9 protein-coding genes are annotated in these 16,607 nt (G+C 47.7%); 5 read left to right on the forward strand and 4 right to left on the reverse strand.

Annotated features, from left to right (window positions below):
- Positions 1 to 4 precede the first annotated feature (4 nt).
- Positions 5 to 526: a helix-turn-helix domain-containing protein gene (locus V5T57_RS21035; protein WP_442918248.1), complete on the reverse strand. Its 522-nt coding sequence runs from the start codon at positions 524 to 526 to the stop codon at positions 5 to 7.
- Positions 527 to 1,096: 570 nt separating this feature from the next.
- Here V5T57_RS21035 and V5T57_RS19925 point away from each other — a divergent pair.
- Positions 1,097 to 3,346 (forward strand): HD domain-containing phosphohydrolase, encoded by a 2,250-nt coding sequence (locus V5T57_RS19925; protein WP_332893024.1) that lies wholly within the window; start codon positions 1,097 to 1,099, stop codon positions 3,344 to 3,346.
- Between the two features lie 154 nt (positions 3,347 to 3,500).
- Complete coding sequence (locus V5T57_RS19930) at positions 3,501 to 5,702, forward strand: CHASE2 domain-containing protein (RefSeq protein ID WP_332893025.1); 2,202 nt, start codon at positions 3,501 to 3,503, stop codon at positions 5,700 to 5,702.
- 66 nt (positions 5,703 to 5,768) lie between these two features.
- Here the strand turns inward: V5T57_RS19930 and acpS are convergent, their stop codons facing one another.
- From acpS to V5T57_RS19945, 3 genes are read right to left on the reverse strand one after another with little or no spacing between them, the layout of a single operon-like run.
- Entirely contained in the window at positions 5,769 to 6,164 is a 396-nt protein-coding gene (gene acpS, locus V5T57_RS19935) for a holo-ACP synthase (RefSeq protein ID WP_332893026.1), read from the reverse strand.
- A complete protein-coding gene (gene pdxJ / locus V5T57_RS19940; RefSeq protein WP_332893027.1) occupies positions 6,161 to 6,892 on the reverse strand; it encodes a pyridoxine 5'-phosphate synthase in 732 nt (243 codons plus the stop codon). The genes acpS and pdxJ overlap by 4 nt, the downstream gene beginning before the upstream one ends.
- Before the next feature lie 20 nt (positions 6,893 to 6,912).
- A complete protein-coding gene (locus V5T57_RS19945; RefSeq protein ID WP_332893028.1) occupies positions 6,913 to 10,344 on the reverse strand; it encodes a YhdP family protein in 3,432 nt (1,143 codons plus the stop codon).
- Between the two features lie 263 nt (positions 10,345 to 10,607).
- Here V5T57_RS19945 and glnE point away from each other — a divergent pair, with 263 nt between their 5' ends.
- The 3 genes from glnE (at position 10,608) to ettA (ending at position 16,543) form a co-directional block, all read left to right on the forward strand.
- Complete coding sequence (gene glnE / locus V5T57_RS19950; RefSeq protein ID WP_332893030.1) at positions 10,608 to 13,670, forward strand: bifunctional [glutamate--ammonia ligase]-adenylyl-L-tyrosine phosphorylase/[glutamate--ammonia-ligase] adenylyltransferase; 3,063 nt, start codon at positions 10,608 to 10,610, stop codon at positions 13,668 to 13,670.
- 176 nt (positions 13,671 to 13,846) lie between these two features.
- Complete coding sequence (gene ilvE / locus V5T57_RS19955; protein ID WP_332893031.1) at positions 13,847 to 14,764, forward strand: branched-chain-amino-acid transaminase; 918 nt, start codon at positions 13,847 to 13,849, stop codon at positions 14,762 to 14,764.
- Positions 14,765 to 14,857: 93 nt separating this feature from the next.
- Positions 14,858 to 16,543 (forward strand): energy-dependent translational throttle protein EttA, encoded by a 1,686-nt coding sequence (ettA, locus tag V5T57_RS19960; protein ID WP_332893033.1) that lies wholly within the window; start codon positions 14,858 to 14,860, stop codon positions 16,541 to 16,543.
- Positions 16,544 to 16,607: the final 64 nt, after the last annotated feature.

Below are 16,607 nucleotides of genomic sequence, written 5' to 3' on the forward strand. Positions count from 1 at the left end.
AGTGTTATTTAAGCGCTGTGCGTGCTTGGCGGTGGGTTCGATGTATTCGGCAAACTGTAGACTGTGACACGTTGAATCTTAAGGCTACGTCGTATTGAGTGTATCCGCCAGCCAGCATTTGTATGATTTCTTGGTTGCGTCGTTGTCTGTGATGGTTCCTCATCCCAAGTCTGTGGGTTTCGGTCGTTTGTGCTAATTGCCATTGTGGGATGCCAAATTTCCGTGATGCATGGTCTAGGGCTGTCTCTTTGTCGAGTCCATCAGATTCCAGTCTTAAAGCTTCCCAAGATGCTTCTTTGATCTGTTTTGCTATGGCTTGGGTAGTTATGCGGCGTGTTTCTGCGGGTTGTTTGGTTTCTGCGTAGGCTCTGAGTTGTGATGCTAGTTGTTCATAGTGTGCGGCGAGTGTTGCGGCTGTGTGTGTGTCTAGTCGATGGATTGGGTAATCAGTGCCTATTGGTTGTCCTTGTAATGCTGGGTCTTGATTCTGGTATGGTTTGTGTGGAAAATATTCATTCATATTCATCTCCTATGCATAAAAAAGCCGTTGGTGCCAATGGCGCAATTTGCGGATATGATTTGAATATCGGTATGTAACAAGAAAACCAAAACTGACCATAAAGCATAGTGTCGCATAAGATGTATTATGTTAAATTTTGCATAGAGAGGTTAAGTTATTGAATGTGCTGACTATCAAGAAAGCTCTATTCTGTTAGGTGTCAAATCGGTACAAGATCTACTCTAAGCCTTTCCTTACGTATGTAACCTTGGTCCATATTGATTAGCTTTGTGACCTGTTTGCCAAAAGGCGCTTTTTTAGCTTTTAATATGGAATTCTTAGCGAGCTTTGAGAATCATACTGTTAAATAGGACCGAGGCGGGCTTGTTTAAAGGCTCTCCAGGGGGCTGAGAGATCTGTGGTTCATATGATGTGCTCTGTGAAATACATAAGAATATACGGATACCCCATATAGTTGGTGGTTATCTTATAGGGCAATTGCTATAATTTCCAACGCAATGCCAGGATCTTCTCAAAGAGTCACATGCAAGGCATCCTGTGGTGGATGCACCTTATATTTAAGTAGAGGGTAAAACGGTGAAAGACCACGCGGAACTGCTCCATCGCATCGGAAAATTGAACGAGATTGGCGTTGCCCTCTCGGAGCATAAAGATACAGATGTTCTTTTAGAACAGATGCTTCTTACGGCACAGGCACTGAGTCGGGCAGATGCTGCAACGCTTTATCTCATGACTGAGAATAAGGATGCCTTAACGTTTGCCATTATGCGTACAGACTCCTTAAACTTGGCCTATGGCGGGAGTTTGTCTGAGCCTCCCCCCTACCCTAATCTCTCTCTCTATGCGAATGAAAAACCAGCGCATCACTTAATTGCGGTACACTGTGCCAATACGGGTAAGAGTATCAATTTAAAAGATGCTTATGATGCTGGAGATGAAGATTTTAGTGGTACCCGAGAGTTTGATGAAAAAACAGGGTATCGCACCCAATCGGTCTTGACGGTAGCTCTGAAGGGTGGCCGTGATGAAATTCTGGGTGTGCTGCAGCTGATTAATGCCTCAGATAATGAACAAGTTATTCCTTTTGCTGATGATGTTCAGCAAACCGTAGAGAGTATTGCAGCCCAAACCGCTTGGGTGCTCAAAACTCAGCAGATCATTGATCGGTCAAGCAGTGATAGCGAAGCTGAGTTGGACTTTATGGTTCATATCAATAAGCTTAATGAAATTGGCATCGCGCTCTCTTCTGAAAAAGATACAAACCGGCTGTTGGAAAAAATTCTGCTTGGCTCCAAAGAGCTGACCAAAGCAGATGCAGGGACACTCTATCGTGTTAATGAAGACCAGGATGCTCTGAAATTTGAGATCATCCGTACGGATTCTCTTAACATCGCTATGGGGGGAACCACAGGGGTTGAAATCCCTTTCCCTAATCTACCCCTTTATAAGGATGGGGCTCCTAACCTGGCAGCCATTGCTGCATATGCTGCGATTAAAGGCCAAACTGTAAACATTCCAGATGCTTATGAAGCAGAAGGATTCGATTTCTCAGGGGCTCGTGCCTTTGATAAAAATATGGGCTACCGCACAACATCTGTGTTGGCGGTGCCAATGAAAAACCATGAGAATGAGTTGATTGGTGTTCTGCAGCTTATTAATGCCAAAGATAGTAAAGATCAAATCAAGCCTTTCAGTATGGAAGGACAGCAGCTTGCGGAATCTTTAGCCTCACAGGCTGCGATTGCGATTACCACACAAAAGCTTATCAATGATTTGAAAACACTGTTTGAAGCGTTTATCCAGGCCATTGCTGGAGCGATTGATGATAAATCGCCCTATACAGGTGGTCATTGTCACCGGGTACCTGTGCTGGCAGAGCTGTTAGGTAAAGCCACAACCGATATCGATCATGGTGAGTTTGAAGATTGGTCTCTTACCGATGACCAGATGTATGAACTGAAAATTGCGGCATGGTTGCACGACTGCGGTAAGGTTACGACCCCTACGGAAGTGGTGGATAAAGGAACCAAGCTGGAGACTATTTATGACCGTGTGCATACCGTAGATACACGTTTTGAAGTCCTTAAACGTGATGCAAAAATCCGTATGTTAGAAGGTAAACTGGCTGCGCTTGAGCAAAACGATACAGAAATGGCCACTCTTCTTGAAGAGCGCTATGAGTCCCTCATTGTGCAATATAATGATGACCGTGAATTTATTCGGACCGCCAATGTGGGTGGTGAATTTATGGCGGATGAGGCACAAGAGCGGGTTCGACAAATTGGTCAATACCGGTATGTCAATGCCGATGGCGATGAGCAAGAGTTCCTTTCTGATAATGAGATTTACAATCTCAATATTCCTCGAGGAACCATTACACCTGAAGAACGTGAGATCATTAATAACCACGTAGTGGCGACCATTAAGATGCTCTCCACCATTCCGTTCCCGAAACATTTGCAAGATGTTCCGGAGATTGCGGGTAACCACCATGAGACCCTCATTGGAACAGGCTACCCCAATAAGCTAACTAAAGATCAGCTGTCGGTTCAGGCGCGTATTATGGCTATTGCCGACGTGTTTGAAGCCTTAACGGCAAGGGATCGTCCTTATAAAGATGGTAAAACCCTCTCGCAAGCATTGAAAATTCTGGGCTTCATGAAAAAAGACCAGCATGTGGATGCCGAGCTGTTCCGAATTTTCATTGAGAAAAAAGTATACCTTGAGTATGCCGAACTCTACCTGGATCCCAAACAGATTGATGAGGTTGATCACCTTAAAATTCCAGGATATGAACCTGCTCCGCCCTCAGCCCAGGAAGCTTAAAGAGCTGACATGATTTAATGAGGGAATGGATATAAGGTCATGAAACATCTTGCTGTGTTTATCTCTTGGTTCGGGTGGGCACACGCAATTATATAGCAGCCAGAGAAAGGCTGGGGCTCTGCCCCAGCCATCATTACATCATGTGGGGGCAGGCATGGGCATTAAATCAACCACCTGGCTACGCTACATCGGCAGCTTATGCTTGCTGGTTCTGTTTATCCTCATCTCACTCAACTGGATTCCCGCCTCTCTCTTCCAGCAGTTGGATAACCAAATCTATGATGCCAAGCTTCAGGCGACCATGCCTGAACGCATTGACGATCAAATTGTTATCGTTGATGTGGATGAAAGCTCTCTGGCTAATATGGGCCGGTGGCCTTGGTCGCGGGATAAGCTCGCAAACTTGGTTGATATACTGTTTGATCATTATCAAATCAACAGCCTGGGTTTTGACTTTGTCTTTGCTGAAGCTGACAAAGGGGGGGGGCTGGAGGTGCTGGAACAGCTGGCCCAGGGGCCTCTACAGCAGTTACCTCTTTTTCAAAGTAGCCTGGAGCGTATTCGTCCGACATTACAACGGGACCGTATTTTTGCACGTGCGCTCTCTGAGCGGCCCGTTGTTATGGGCTATTATTTTAAGCAAAGCGAAGATAAGAGCGGAAGTAGTGGTAAACTCCCCTCCCCTTTAGCAACGTTTGAAATGATGCAGACAGACGCCTTTCCTGGCATGCAACCATCCGCCTACGGTGCCAACCTGACTATATTGCAAGAACAGGCGGTAGATGGTGGATTTTTTGATAATCCATTGGTTGATCGCGATGGGGTTTTTAGGCGTGTACCTCTTGTACAAGTCCACAACCAAGCCATCTATGGATCGTTGGCCCTAAGTGTGTTGCGAACGGCGTTGGGTAATCCACCTATTTCACTCTCCCCAACGGGTGATGCTTTTTGGTTGGATGATGGTGCTTTTCGTATTCCCGTTGATGAGGATATGGCTGTCATGGTGCCCTATCTTGGGCGACAAGGTAGCTTTAAATACATCTCTGCATCCGATGTTTTGGAGAAAAAAGCGACACTGGAGCAGTTGGAGGGTCGTATTGTTTTAATGGGAACAACCGCTCCTGGCCTGTTGGATTTACGCTCCACCCCTGTTCAGCATGTGTATCCAGGGGTAGAAATTCATGCCAATATTATTGCAGGGATTATTGATGGACGGTTAAAATCACGTCCTGGGGATATGTTTGGTATTGAACTGTTACTGTTACTTGTTCTAGGTCTGCTCTTGACCGCATTGCTCCCACGTTTAAGCCCGCTGTTGGGGACATTGATCACAGGATTTATGTTTGCCGCTGTGGTGGTTAGTACCTTCCTTGTTTGGCAGCAGGGCTTGGTCATGCATGTTGGGTTAATACTGGCTATGATCAGTGGGCTTTATATTTACCATATGGCTTATGGATTTTTTGTCGAATCTAGAAACAAGCGGCAGATTTCAAAAACGTTTGGTCAATACATCCCTTCAGAACTTGTTGATGAGATGAATGAGACTGGCAGTGAGGTCTCTATTGGTGGTGAAAGCCGGAATATGTCGGTTCTTTTTTCGGATGTACGTAGCTTTACCACCATCTCTGAAGGTTTGAAACCCGATGAGTTAACCAGTTTGATGAATAGTTTTCTCACACCCATGACTCGGGTGATTCACGAAAACCGTGGCACCATTGATAAATATATGGGTGATGCCATTATGGCTTTTTGGGGGGCTCCGTTAGAGGATCCCAACCATACACGACATGCTGTTATCTCAGCTTTTCAGATGATTGATGAGATGAACACACTCTCGACAGCTTTTAAAGCCAAAGGCTGGCCTGAGTTAAAAGTTGGTGTGGGTATTAATACAGGTACCATGAATGTTGGTAACATGGGTTCAGAGTTTCGTATGGCCTATACGGTTTTAGGTGATGCTGTGAACTTAGGGTCTCGCTTGGAGGGGCTCACCAAACAGTATGGTGTGGATATCATTATTGGGCAAGCTAGCCGAGCAGAGGTCGATGATCTGATCTGCCGAGAGCTGGATCTGGTTCGTGTGAAAGGTAAAGCAGAACCCATTGCCATTTTTGAGCCTGTCTGCTTTCAAGAAGAGAGTGATGCGGCATTAACAGAGGCTTTGCTTCAATATGAACAAGCCTTGGTGCTTTACCGTCAACAGCAGTGGGATGAGTCTGAAGAGATCTTAAACGGCCTTAAACAAAGTGATGCACCGCGTATGATCTATGATATCTATCTGGAGCGTATTGCCCACTTCCGGGAAGAGTCACCTGGGGATGCATGGGACGGGGTTTTTACACACACCTCAAAGTAGAGCGTTGTATTTACGATCTTATTAAGAGACCTGCTGTGGTGCTGTTTGACTGTTTATGTACGCACCCTACCCTGCTTCTACCACAGCGGTAGCCATGGCCATACCTTTTTCATCACTCAAGGCTATATGGATGGCTAAACCGTGGGGGTGGTGCTTACTTACCCATGTCGCCGTGGCCGCATGAAGGGTGACACAGGGTTTTCCCCATTCATTGGGGAGTATCTCAATATCTGTTAGCCATAACCCATCACGAAACCCAACACCTAGCGCCTTAATAACAGCCTCTTTGGCTGCAAATCGCTTGGCATAACAGGCCGGTTTCTGTAGCGCACCACGTTCCTCACAGAGGTTCTGTTCTTTCTCTGTAAAACTGCGCTGCACAAAGCGTGGACCATGTGCTTTATCCAAGACCCGCTCTAAACGCTTAATCTCTACGAGATCATTACCGATACCGACGATCATCCAGCCATAACCGCTTCACGCATGAGTCGTTTCATCTCTACGATTGCGGGCTCCATGCCAACCATAACGGCATGGGCGATAATGGCATGGCCAATATTCAGCTCTTTTAAGTCAGGCAGTTTAGCAATGGGCTGCACATTATGGTATGTCAACCCATGTCCCGCATGCACGGTTAACCCATTTAACGTGGCTTGGTGGGCGGCCCGGTGAAGCTGTTCCAGCTCTTTGTGCTGAACCTCCTCCGTTGGGGCGTTGGCATAGGTCCCCGTATGGAGTTCAACCACTTGAGCGCCAATGGCACCCGCGGTTGAGATCTGTTCTAAATCTGGATCTACAAAAAGAGAGACGCGAATGCCCGCCTCATGTAGGCGCGAGATGGCATCCTTAAGGCGATCTCGATTACCCACCACATCTAATCCACCTTCAGTCGTCAGTTCATCCCGTTTTTCTGGGACCAAGCAGCAATCGTGCGGTTTCCATTGTGTGGCCAGTTTGATCATCTCATCGGTTGCAGCCATCTCCAAGTTGACCTTAGTCTGGGTGGTCTGCATAAGAATGGAGACATCTCGCTCTTGGATATGACGGCGGTCTTCCCTTAGATGAACAGTAATACCATCGGCACCGGCGCGCTCAGCGGCAAAAGCGGCATCAATGGGATCTGGGTAGCGCTCCCCTCTGGCTTGGCGGAGAGTGGCTACATGATCAATATTCACACCCAGTAGAATCATTCTTTTATCCATCCGCTTTTTTAAGGTGCATCCCCAGTGAGAGGTGCTGTCGAGGGCCCTGAGTTTATCGGGGTTTGTAACTTCTGTGGTACGTTCTCTGTGGGTTGGTCTGTTTTTTTTGACGCTCCACCACTTAGTGCTTTGCCCGATGCTTGCAAAATATCACGCACAATGCCGGGTGCCAATGCTGAGATGGGTTTGAGAAGAATTTTTGGGTCTTCCATTTCTCCTGCGACACTAAACTGTGTCTCCAAGAGGGCTTCCCGGCCTCCAGCAAGAAGCTGTCCCAGTACTGGAACACTGCTAATGATGGCATCAAGGCTCTGTAATGGTCGTACCCCAACCAGTAGTTCCATTTTTTGAGAAGTGAGGTTCATATCCCCCGAGATCACCATTTTCATGGATGGCCCTGTGACCTCAACTTTATCACTATGCCATTTTCCTTGATCAAGCTTAAAGGAACCTGCAAGCTTATCAAAGTAAAAGCCTTCTCGTTTTAAATCTGGGCGTTTACCAAAGAGTAATCTTGGGAGCTCTTGTACGGAAAGTAAGCTGAGTATGTTGGATAAAAGCCGCAGTTGCTTGATGCTGCCTTTTTCCACAGTCAAAGAGCCCGTTCCAGATAAAGAGCTGATTAAACTCTGGTTAGGTGAAGCTTGACCATCCAGTTTGAGCTGAAAGACCCCTTTTCCTCCACTCATACCATCATGAATGTTTGCGCCGGCCAATACCCGGCCCAGGTCATCACTGCGGAAATCTAAAATACCCTGATAAGCCCCCTCGCCTACCCGATTTTGCCAACTTAGCTGACCAGCTACGTTTACGGCTTTGTCATCGATAAAGAATTCACCTGAATCAATGTGTAGGTTTTTGGCATCCAATCTTGCTTTCAGTTGCAGGTTCTGCGCTCGAATATCATTTGCCAGCTGGACCTGATCAGCCTTGAGAATAACAATGGAGGGACGTTGTGGTATATGTCGCAGCTTTTCGGGTTTCCAAACCATCTTAAACGGTGTTTTTTCTTTGTTGTTCACCACGGTTTTATGGTTGCGGCTCTGCCAGTGGGTGAGATCTAAGGTAGAAAACGTACCTTCTAAGCGGTAAGCAGCTGCTTGTGGGTCTAATCCCCCTTGGCGAAAATGTATATGACCTTGGCTATTCCCCAACTGTAGATCTTTTAAAATAATTTGCGTCTCATCTTTGCCCTGTTGCCAAAAGCCATGTCCATGAGCGGTAAGATTGCCAAGTTTGATGTTCAGTTTTTGCAAATCAATGGAGAGTCGTTGGGGGTGGAAGTCTCCTTTGAAGGAGATGATTCCTGGGTCGGTCTCCTTTTTTTCCAAACCTTTATAGTTAGGGATCTGCATTCTGCTAAGGTCAAGTTTTACTTCACTTGCGTAGACCTCACGGCCGCTGGGGCGTTGCAGGGTTACTTGTAGATCTACCGGGCCTTGCAGGGCTGGGGGCTTTTCTAAAAAAGGTTGCAATCGATCCTTTAGTCTCTTTCCTTGCAAGGTGCTGTGGAAAGACATCTGCAGGTCACTCTGTCCATCAACGGCATAATCTGCTGCCTTAATGGTGCCATCTACGGGTAGGCCATCGAATATCGCCTGGTGAACGTTAAGATCCAGCAAATCATTATCAACGCGTAGAATGCCGCTTGTTTGTTCAATAGGTTGATTTAAAAAAGGTAAATGAGCGGAAGCCTGGTGAAAGTCTAATTGGGTGTCATAACGGACATCAATAGAGTGATTGAGGGGTAGCTTCATCTTTAAAGAGAACAGCCCTTTTCCTTCAAAATCCGCACCCTCCAAACCTACATGATCGCCCCATTTAAGGTGGGGATTTTGAATGACATCCTGCCAGATAGAGCGCATATGCCCATCGACTTTGGCATCAACAATCAGGGTTTGATCGCCGTTGAGTATATCTGGAATAATGGCTGACCCGCGCACATTTTTGCTCTTCCCCAACGAACCCCCTTTAACATGGGCTGTCATCTTTTCATTGGCAAAGGTCAGATCGACATCGGCATCGTGAATAGGGGGCAACTGTGGGAAGTAGGCAAGGTCCAGCTTTTTCACCTTGGCTTTAACCAAAAATGTCCCGTTGGCTTTTCTGGAACCGTTAGGCACAAAAGGAATGTCATACGTACGCCCTTTAATCCGGACATCGGCATGGGGGATGTAGCCATCTAATAAAGCGGTATCAAGCCATTCGACTAATGAGGGGTGCATATGTTCTGGAGGATAGAAGTATCTGGCCTCTTTGGTATCAATCCCCCCTGCGGTTGCTGTCAGGTCAATATATGGGGAGCTGGATAGCCCCATATGGGTCATTTTAACTTTGCCCTGTGCCCGTCCATGTCGGTTACGGAAATCAAACTGTTTAATATCCAGCAACCACCCTTTTGCAGGGTCTTTATCTTCAATAGCTTGGCCTTTAGCTGTTAGAGAGGTAATGGGAATAGGCCAACGGAAGAGTCCTTGTGTATCCCACTGCCCTTTGTCAAGTTTGGCATACCAGCTGCTTTTCCACGGTTCATCTCCCCCTCCATGGACTCTGAAATCCACCGATATGGGAAACTGCATACCAGCCAAGGTTTTGCCTGAAGGGCCCAGTAGATGATGCCAGCGGCTTGGTTGAACATGGTCAACTTTTCCTGACAGATGCCACCGACCTCTTTTCTGTAATGCCCCCTGTAACTGGTAAGTAATGGGGTTATCCCCTTTTTCAGCCCCCCACCGCGGCATAAAATCTCCACGCATCGTCCAGTTTAAGGGGCTACTTCCTACACGGTTTTGTAGTTGGGCATTAATGAGGTTTAAACGACCAACAGCTTGTAGGGGAGTATTGGGCTTAGGCATGTGCAAAATGGCAAGGCTAAGGTTGGTTAAGCGGACTGTTGCGACCTCCAACCGTGCCAAAAGATCTTGCCCATATTCAGCCAAGGGTTGAATAAGAGGGTGCAGTTTTGCCGGTTTAACAGCAGGTGTGGCCACAAGCTGAGAAGGCTGAAATTGAGCTTGCCATTGAGGTAGGGTTTGCCCTGCGATGGACCATTCATGGGTCCTGTCATGCTTGACGGCAAAGGTATCGCCATTAAGAATAAAAATTTCCAGGGGAATGCGACCATGAAGCAGCTCTTTGATATTCCATGGTTTTAATCGAACACGCAAATCATCAATCCGAACCAAAGGCCGGCTACGTGGTGCATCATAAAGGGTAACCCCTTCCAGGTGCAGATCGAGAAGTGATGAGCTGGTTTTGAGCTTCATTCCAGCGATATGCACAGGTATGCCGAGCCGTGCCTCAACCTCTTGCTCTATTTGATCGCGCAGGGCATCAATTTCGGGTGGGGCAACTGCAAACCACAAAAGAAGCAAAGCGACCAGAAGTGCAGGAAGCCCAAGCAGCAGCCCGATACTCCATTTCACAACTTTACGCAGCATGGTCCACCCAAACTAAAAGTATGGCACTGGTTCCAGTAATCGGTGCGGCACATAGGGGTATATGGGGTGGCATCCGTGCCTCAATATCCGGGTAATGTCTAAAAAACAGGCAAAAAAGCCATATCGTGTTCGCTGTTTTTGCCAATGGGCTCACTATGTTGTAGCCTGCCCGTTGATCCATTTCAATTGTCCGCGAGCAATACGAGGAGGAATGCCCCTATTTCCTGGTCATTCCTCACCCCACTACCGTGTGGAGAAGCCTGATGAGTGAAGCGTTGGTAACCGATTATAGCCTGCCAGAAGAACTGTTGTCTCATTTTTCATTGGATGAAACAGCCACGCAGCATATTCAAGCTTTGATTGTCACCACAGCAGAGCCTGATGGCGTTGTCTCTTTATTGGAGCAGTGTGCTGAAGCTGCCCAAGATGATCAAGTTCGTCAGGCCTGGCAGCAGGCTATGAAGGATAAAAAGTGGCGTAGACGCATTATTCTGGCATTGGGCAACAGTCCCTTTCTGGCTAATATTTTGCGCCGCTGGCCTCATTTTTTAGCCCAATTGGTCACGGAGGGTCTGGATTGGCAGCTCGAACCGTTTAAGGCCACGGTGTTAAACGATATTCTGGATACCGATGATCAAACAGAAGCTGAAAAGCGGTTGCGCTTACATAAACACTTGGCTTTTCTACATATCGGACTTTTTGATCTGACCGGTGAAGCCACGCTGGAGCAAACGACCAAGCATCTTTCCTATATCGGTGAAGCCACATTAGAGGCCGCATATCAGTGGTTAGAGCGCAATTTTGTTGGCCGTTTTGGGATACCCAAAGTAACGCTGGAGGAGGGTGCGGAAGAGAGCCGTGCCCGCTTTGTGGTCTTGGCGATGGGCAAGTTTGGGGCCTATGAGCTTAACTTTTCCTCCGACATTGATCTGATTTTTCTGTACGACTCAGATCATGGTTATACCGATGGTGAGCGTTCCATTTCGGTCAAGAATTACTACATTCGTCTTGGTCGTGAGTTGATGCAGATGATGTCCCGGCCAACCGCTGAGGGGATGGTATTCCGGACGGATCTACGTTTGCGGCCTGATGGTGAGAGCGGTGAGCTCTCTCTCTCGGTTCTATCAGCAGAAACCTATTATGAATCCTGGGGGCAAACCTGGGAGCGATCAGCCATGATTAAGGCACGCCCCGTCGCGGGTGATTTAGATTTAGGTGCCCAGTTTTTGAATAATTTGCACCCCTTTGTCTACCGCCGTTTTCTTGATTTTGGCGCGCTGGAATCCATTCGGGATATGAAAAAGAAGATCGACCATAAGGTCAACAATGCGGATGCTTATGGTCGTAATGTCAAGCTGGGTTATGGTGGCATACGAGAAATTGAGTTTTTTGCTCAAAGTCATCAGCTTATCCATGGTGGGCGTGAAAAAACCTTACAAGATCGGCGTACGGTTCCTATTTTGGATGAGCTGACTAACCTGGGTTTGGTAGAGCGGGCGACCTCAGATTTTTTAGCCTCGGCCTATCGTTTTTTACGTACGGTTGAGCATCGAATTCAAATTGTTAGAGAGCAACAGACCCACAACCTTCCTGATGATGATCGGGGTATGGAGCAGTTAGCGGCACGGATGGGTATGGAGAGTGCCAAGGCCTTTTTAGCCCAGTTGGATAAAATTAGGGAACAGGTTCATCACGCCTATGACAATCTATTTTTTGATGCCGAACGTACCCGCCAGGATGAGTTGAGTGACGATGATCGGGTTAAGGCGCTGCTGGCGACCAGTACCAAACTTCAAACCGATAAAACCCGTGAACTCCTTGAAGCGTGTGGCTTTCAGCAGATAGATCATGCGCTTGAATGCCTGAAACTGTTTAAAGTCGGACCTGAAGAGCGCACGTTAACAGAAGCTGGGCAACGTTGGTTTAATCGGTTGGCTCCTGTGATGCTACGGGGGGTGTTGGATGCCGCTGATGCCGATATGGCCATGGCACATGTTGAGCGTTTTTTAAAAACCATTCTTCATCGCACCAACTACCTGGCTTTGTTGGCTGAGAACCCCAGTTTATTGGCGCTTTTAATGCCAATCTTTGGTACCTCCCCTTTTCTTTCCCGGCATCTTATTCAGCACCCCAGTGTGATGGACTCTTTGGCCGGACTGGACTTTGTCACAACTTATCGGGGCAGTAATGAGATGCGCCAGGAGTTGGCCAAAGCTATGGAGCGGGCTGAGGATGAGGAGGAACGCTTTACAGCGCTACGTATGTTCCGTAACACCGAAATGCTACGTCTGGGTATTCGGGATTTAGCCGGTATTGCTGAACTGCAAGAGGTCATGGCAGGGTTGTCCTCAATTGCCACGGTCGTTTTGGAACAGTCGGTCATGGATGCGATGTCGGATATGGTGGAAAAACATGGTGCCCCCATGTGGACCGATACCGATGGCGAGCAGCACCGGGCACGCTTTATGGTGTTAGGAATGGGGAAGTTGGGCGGGGGTGAGCTTAATTACAGCTCAGACCTGGATTTAATCTTTATCCATACCAGCCAGGGTGAAGATCAGTGGACCAATGGTACCCGACAGGTCAGTAATAACCAGTTCTTTGCACGTATGGCTCAAAAGGTGATCAGTAATTTGACCACTTTGGCCCAGGGGGGCAAACTCTATGAAATCGATATGCGTTTGCGCCCTTCCGGTGCCTCTGGACCTTTGGTTACCACGATGGAGGCTTTTGAGAAATATCAACAGAATGAAGCCTGGACATGGGAGCACCAAGCGCTGATTCGTGCCGATGTGGTGGTGGGAGACCGCGTTAGTGGTGGCATGATGAAGCAGAAGATGCGGGGGATCATTACCCAGCAAAGAGAGCTTGAGACACTTAAAAAAGATGTCGCGGAAATGCGTGAGCGGATCTATCAAGAGAAGAAGCCTAAAGTGGGCGTTTGGGATATTAAACAAGCCCGGGGTGGCATTGTAGATATTGAGTTTTTAATTCAATATTTGGTACTGGCCCATGCCCATGCCTATGCAAATTTGGTACAGAGAAATGCAACCCGTGCTCTGCTTTCCATACACCGTAATGGGTTAATAGATCAGCCTGCCTATCAAGTTTTAGACAATGCATACCGCTTCTATCGTCTGGTGGAGAATCGTTTACGTTTACACCATGATCGCTCTGAGAACTGTATTTATGAGGATAGTCCTGTAACTTTGGCCCGTGTTGCCCGTTTGTGTAAGCTTAAAGATGGGGAGGATTTACTCCAACAGCTGAAGGAACATCTTGATGCGGTGCGGCCCATTTATGAGCAACATTTGGGCGCTGTTTAATCCGATCATGGGCTTGGAGATAAAAAGGTGTGTTTTCCCTTTTTGATTTCAGTCGAAGTAAGGTAAAATTCCGCTTTTGCCGTCCTTAGGCAATGGTGCAAATTGTCGAGATAGGCTTGAAGGACAACCGCGACTTTTATGCGGCTGTATACTTTTTTAGTGTAAGGAGAGTTCCCATGTGGGACAAAGACGGAAAAATTTGGATGGATGGACAGTTCGTGGATTGGCGCGATGCCAAGGTACACGTACTGACCCACACCCTACACTACGGTATGGGGGTATTTGAGGGCATCCGTTGCTACGAAGCGGATCAGGGGCCTGCCATCTTCCGTCTTGAAGAGCATGTGGAACGTTTGTTTATGTCTGCCCATATTCTGGGTATGGAGATGCCCTACTCCCGCGAAGAGATCAATAAGGTCTGCCTGGAGGTCATTAAGGTCAATGGCTTAAAGTCCGGCTATCTCCGTCCTTTGATCTTTTATGGGGCTGAGTCTATGGGGATTAACCCTGCCCCATTAAAAAGCCATGCCATGGTCGCTGCTTGGGAATGGGGCGCCTACCTGGGGGAAGAGGGTATGGAGAAGGGGATCCGTATTAAAACCTCTAGCTACACCCGGCATCATCCCAATGTTGTGATGACCCGCGCCAAAGCAGTGGGTAACTACCCCAACTCTATTCTGGCTAAGTCCGAAGCATTGCGCTGTGGTTATGATGAAGCCTTGTTGTTGGATACGGAAGGTTATGTTGCTGAAGGTTCAGGTGAAAACCTCTTCTTGGTTCAAGGTAATACCTTGAAGACCCCTCCCCTGGATTCTGCCTTGAATGGCATTACCCGCAATACCGTTGTTACCATTGCTGGTGAAATGGGCTTGCAGGTCGTGGAGCAACGCTTCCCCCGTGATGAGGTGCTTATTTCTGACGAAGCCTTCTTTACAGGCACTGCGGCAGAGGTGACCCCCATCCGTGAGTTAGATGACCGCCAAATTGGCCCTGGCCATGCTGGACCTATTACCAAGGAAGTGCAAAAGCGCTTCTTTGATATTGTACATGGTCGTGATGCCAAGCATATGGCGTGGTTGACACCGGTTGCCTAACCACCCTAGTGGACTGTCTGGGCGCTTTTTCCTCTAGGAGAAAGCGCCCTTTTTATACGCTCTATTTGAACTTCTGAACCATCGGGATATTCCATGGCCAGCTATCAATATATCTACTCTATGCACCGGGTCACCAAAGTGGTCCCCCCCAATAAACGCACCATTTTGAAGGATATTTCTCTATCTTTCCTGCCGGGTGCCAAAATTGGTGTTTTGGGCCTTAACGGCTCTGGTAAATCATCTCTGTTACGTATCATGGCAGGTATTGATAATGAGTTTAATGGAGAAGCCAAAGCTGCTGATGGGGTAAAAGTAGGCTATTTGCCACAGGAGCCCGAGTTGGATCCTGAAAAAGGTGTCCGTGGTAACGTTGAAATGGGCTTGGCCGAAATTAAGGATGCCGTCGATCGCTTTAATGAAGTCTCTGCCAAGTTTGCGGAGGAGATGACCGACGAAGAGATGAATGATCTCATCGTTGAGCAAGGCGAGTTGCAAGAGACCATTGACCGGTTGGATGGTTGGGATCTGGATCGGAAGATGGAAATTGCGGCTGATGCGCTACGCCTGCCAGATTGGGATGCTGATGTCACTCAGCTCTCTGGTGGTGAAAAACGTCGTGTTGCCCTAGCGCGCTTGCTGCTTTCCCAGCCTGATATGTTGCTGCTGGACGAACCTACCAACCATCTGGATGCAGAGTCTGTAGCATGGTTGGAGCAGTTCTTGGCCAACTATGAAGGAACTGTGGTAGCGGTAACCCATGACCGGTATTTCCTGGATAATGTCGCAGGTTGGATTTTGGAACTGGATCGTGGTGAAGGTATTCCATGGAAAGGTAACTACTCCTCTTGGCTGGAGCAGAAGGACAAGCGACTAGAGCAAGAGAAAAAGGAAGAAGAAGGACGGCGTAAACGTCTGCAAACAGAGCTGGCTTGGGTGCAGTCTTCGCCCAGTGCCCGTCGTACAAAATCCAAGGCACGTTTGGCAGCCTATGAAGATCTGGCCGCGCAGCATCGTGAAAAACGTCGAGAGACCAACGCTCTGTTTATTCCAGCAGGTCCACGTTTGGGCGATACGGTGCTTGAGGTCAATCAGTTACGCAAAGGTTTTGGTGAGCGCTTGCTGATTGATGATCTGAACCTACTGCTACCCCGTGGTGGTATTCTTGGAATTATTGGTGCGAACGGTTCGGGTAAAACCACCTTTTTGCGCATGCTGACAGAACAGCAAGAGCCTGATCATGGCGACATTAAGCTGGGGGAAACGGTCAAGTTAACCTATGTAGACCAGGGCCGTGATGAGCTTGAAGGTGAAAAATCTGTTTGGGAGATGATCTCTGACGGTAATGAGCTTATTGCGCTTGGTGATCGTGAAATCAACTCACGGGCGTATGTCAGTTGGTTTAACTTTAAAGGCTCTGATCAGCAAAAGAAGGTTAAACACCTCTCTGGTGGTGAGCGTAACCGTATGCATATGGCGCATTTGGTTAAAAGTGGTGGTAACTTCCTGCTACTTGACGAGCCAACCAATGATCTGGATGTTGAGACGTTACAAGCGCTGGAAAATGCCCTGCTTGAGTTTCCAGGCAGTGCCATTGTGGTCAGCCACGATCGGTGGTTCTTAGACCGTATCTGTACCCATATGCTGGCATTTGAGGGGAACTCTGAGGTGGTCTTTTTTGAAGGCAACTATCAAGAGTATCATGCAGATTACAAAAAGCGTGTGGGAGACAGTGCAGATCAGCCACACCGCATTAAATATAAACCGGTTGTGCGTGGTTGATAAACCTCTCTTTTCTATGTAAAAGGGCCCAACCTTTATGGTTGGGCCCTTTTTTATTGTGTGC

The sequence above is a fragment of the Magnetococcus sp. PR-3 genome (assembly GCF_036689865.1).
Classification (GTDB): domain Bacteria; phylum Pseudomonadota; class Magnetococcia; order Magnetococcales; family Magnetococcaceae; genus Magnetococcus.

Bases quoted from the DNA above. Each gene is read 5' to 3' on its own strand.
- V5T57_RS21035 (WP_442918248.1), bottom strand. From the start codon at position 526: ATGAATATGAATGAATATTTTCCACACAAACCATACCAGAATCAAGAC.
- V5T57_RS19930 (WP_332893025.1), top strand. From the start codon at position 3,501: ATGGGCATTAAATCAACCACCTGGCTACGCTACATCGGCAGCTTATGC.
- acpS (WP_332893026.1), bottom strand. From the start codon at position 6,164: ATGATCGTCGGTATCGGTAATGATCTCGTAGAGATTAAGCGTTTAGAG.
- pdxJ (WP_332893027.1), bottom strand. From the start codon at position 6,892: ATGATTCTACTGGGTGTGAATATTGATCATGTAGCCACTCTCCGCCAA.
- V5T57_RS19945 (WP_332893028.1), bottom strand. From the start codon at position 10,344: ATGCTGCGTAAAGTTGTGAAATGGAGTATCGGGCTGCTGCTTGGGCTT.
- glnE (WP_332893030.1), top strand. From the start codon at position 10,608: ATGAGTGAAGCGTTGGTAACCGATTATAGCCTGCCAGAAGAACTGTTG.
- ilvE (WP_332893031.1), top strand. From the start codon at position 13,847: ATGTGGGACAAAGACGGAAAAATTTGGATGGATGGACAGTTCGTGGAT.
- ettA (WP_332893033.1), top strand. From the start codon at position 14,858: ATGGCCAGCTATCAATATATCTACTCTATGCACCGGGTCACCAAAGTG.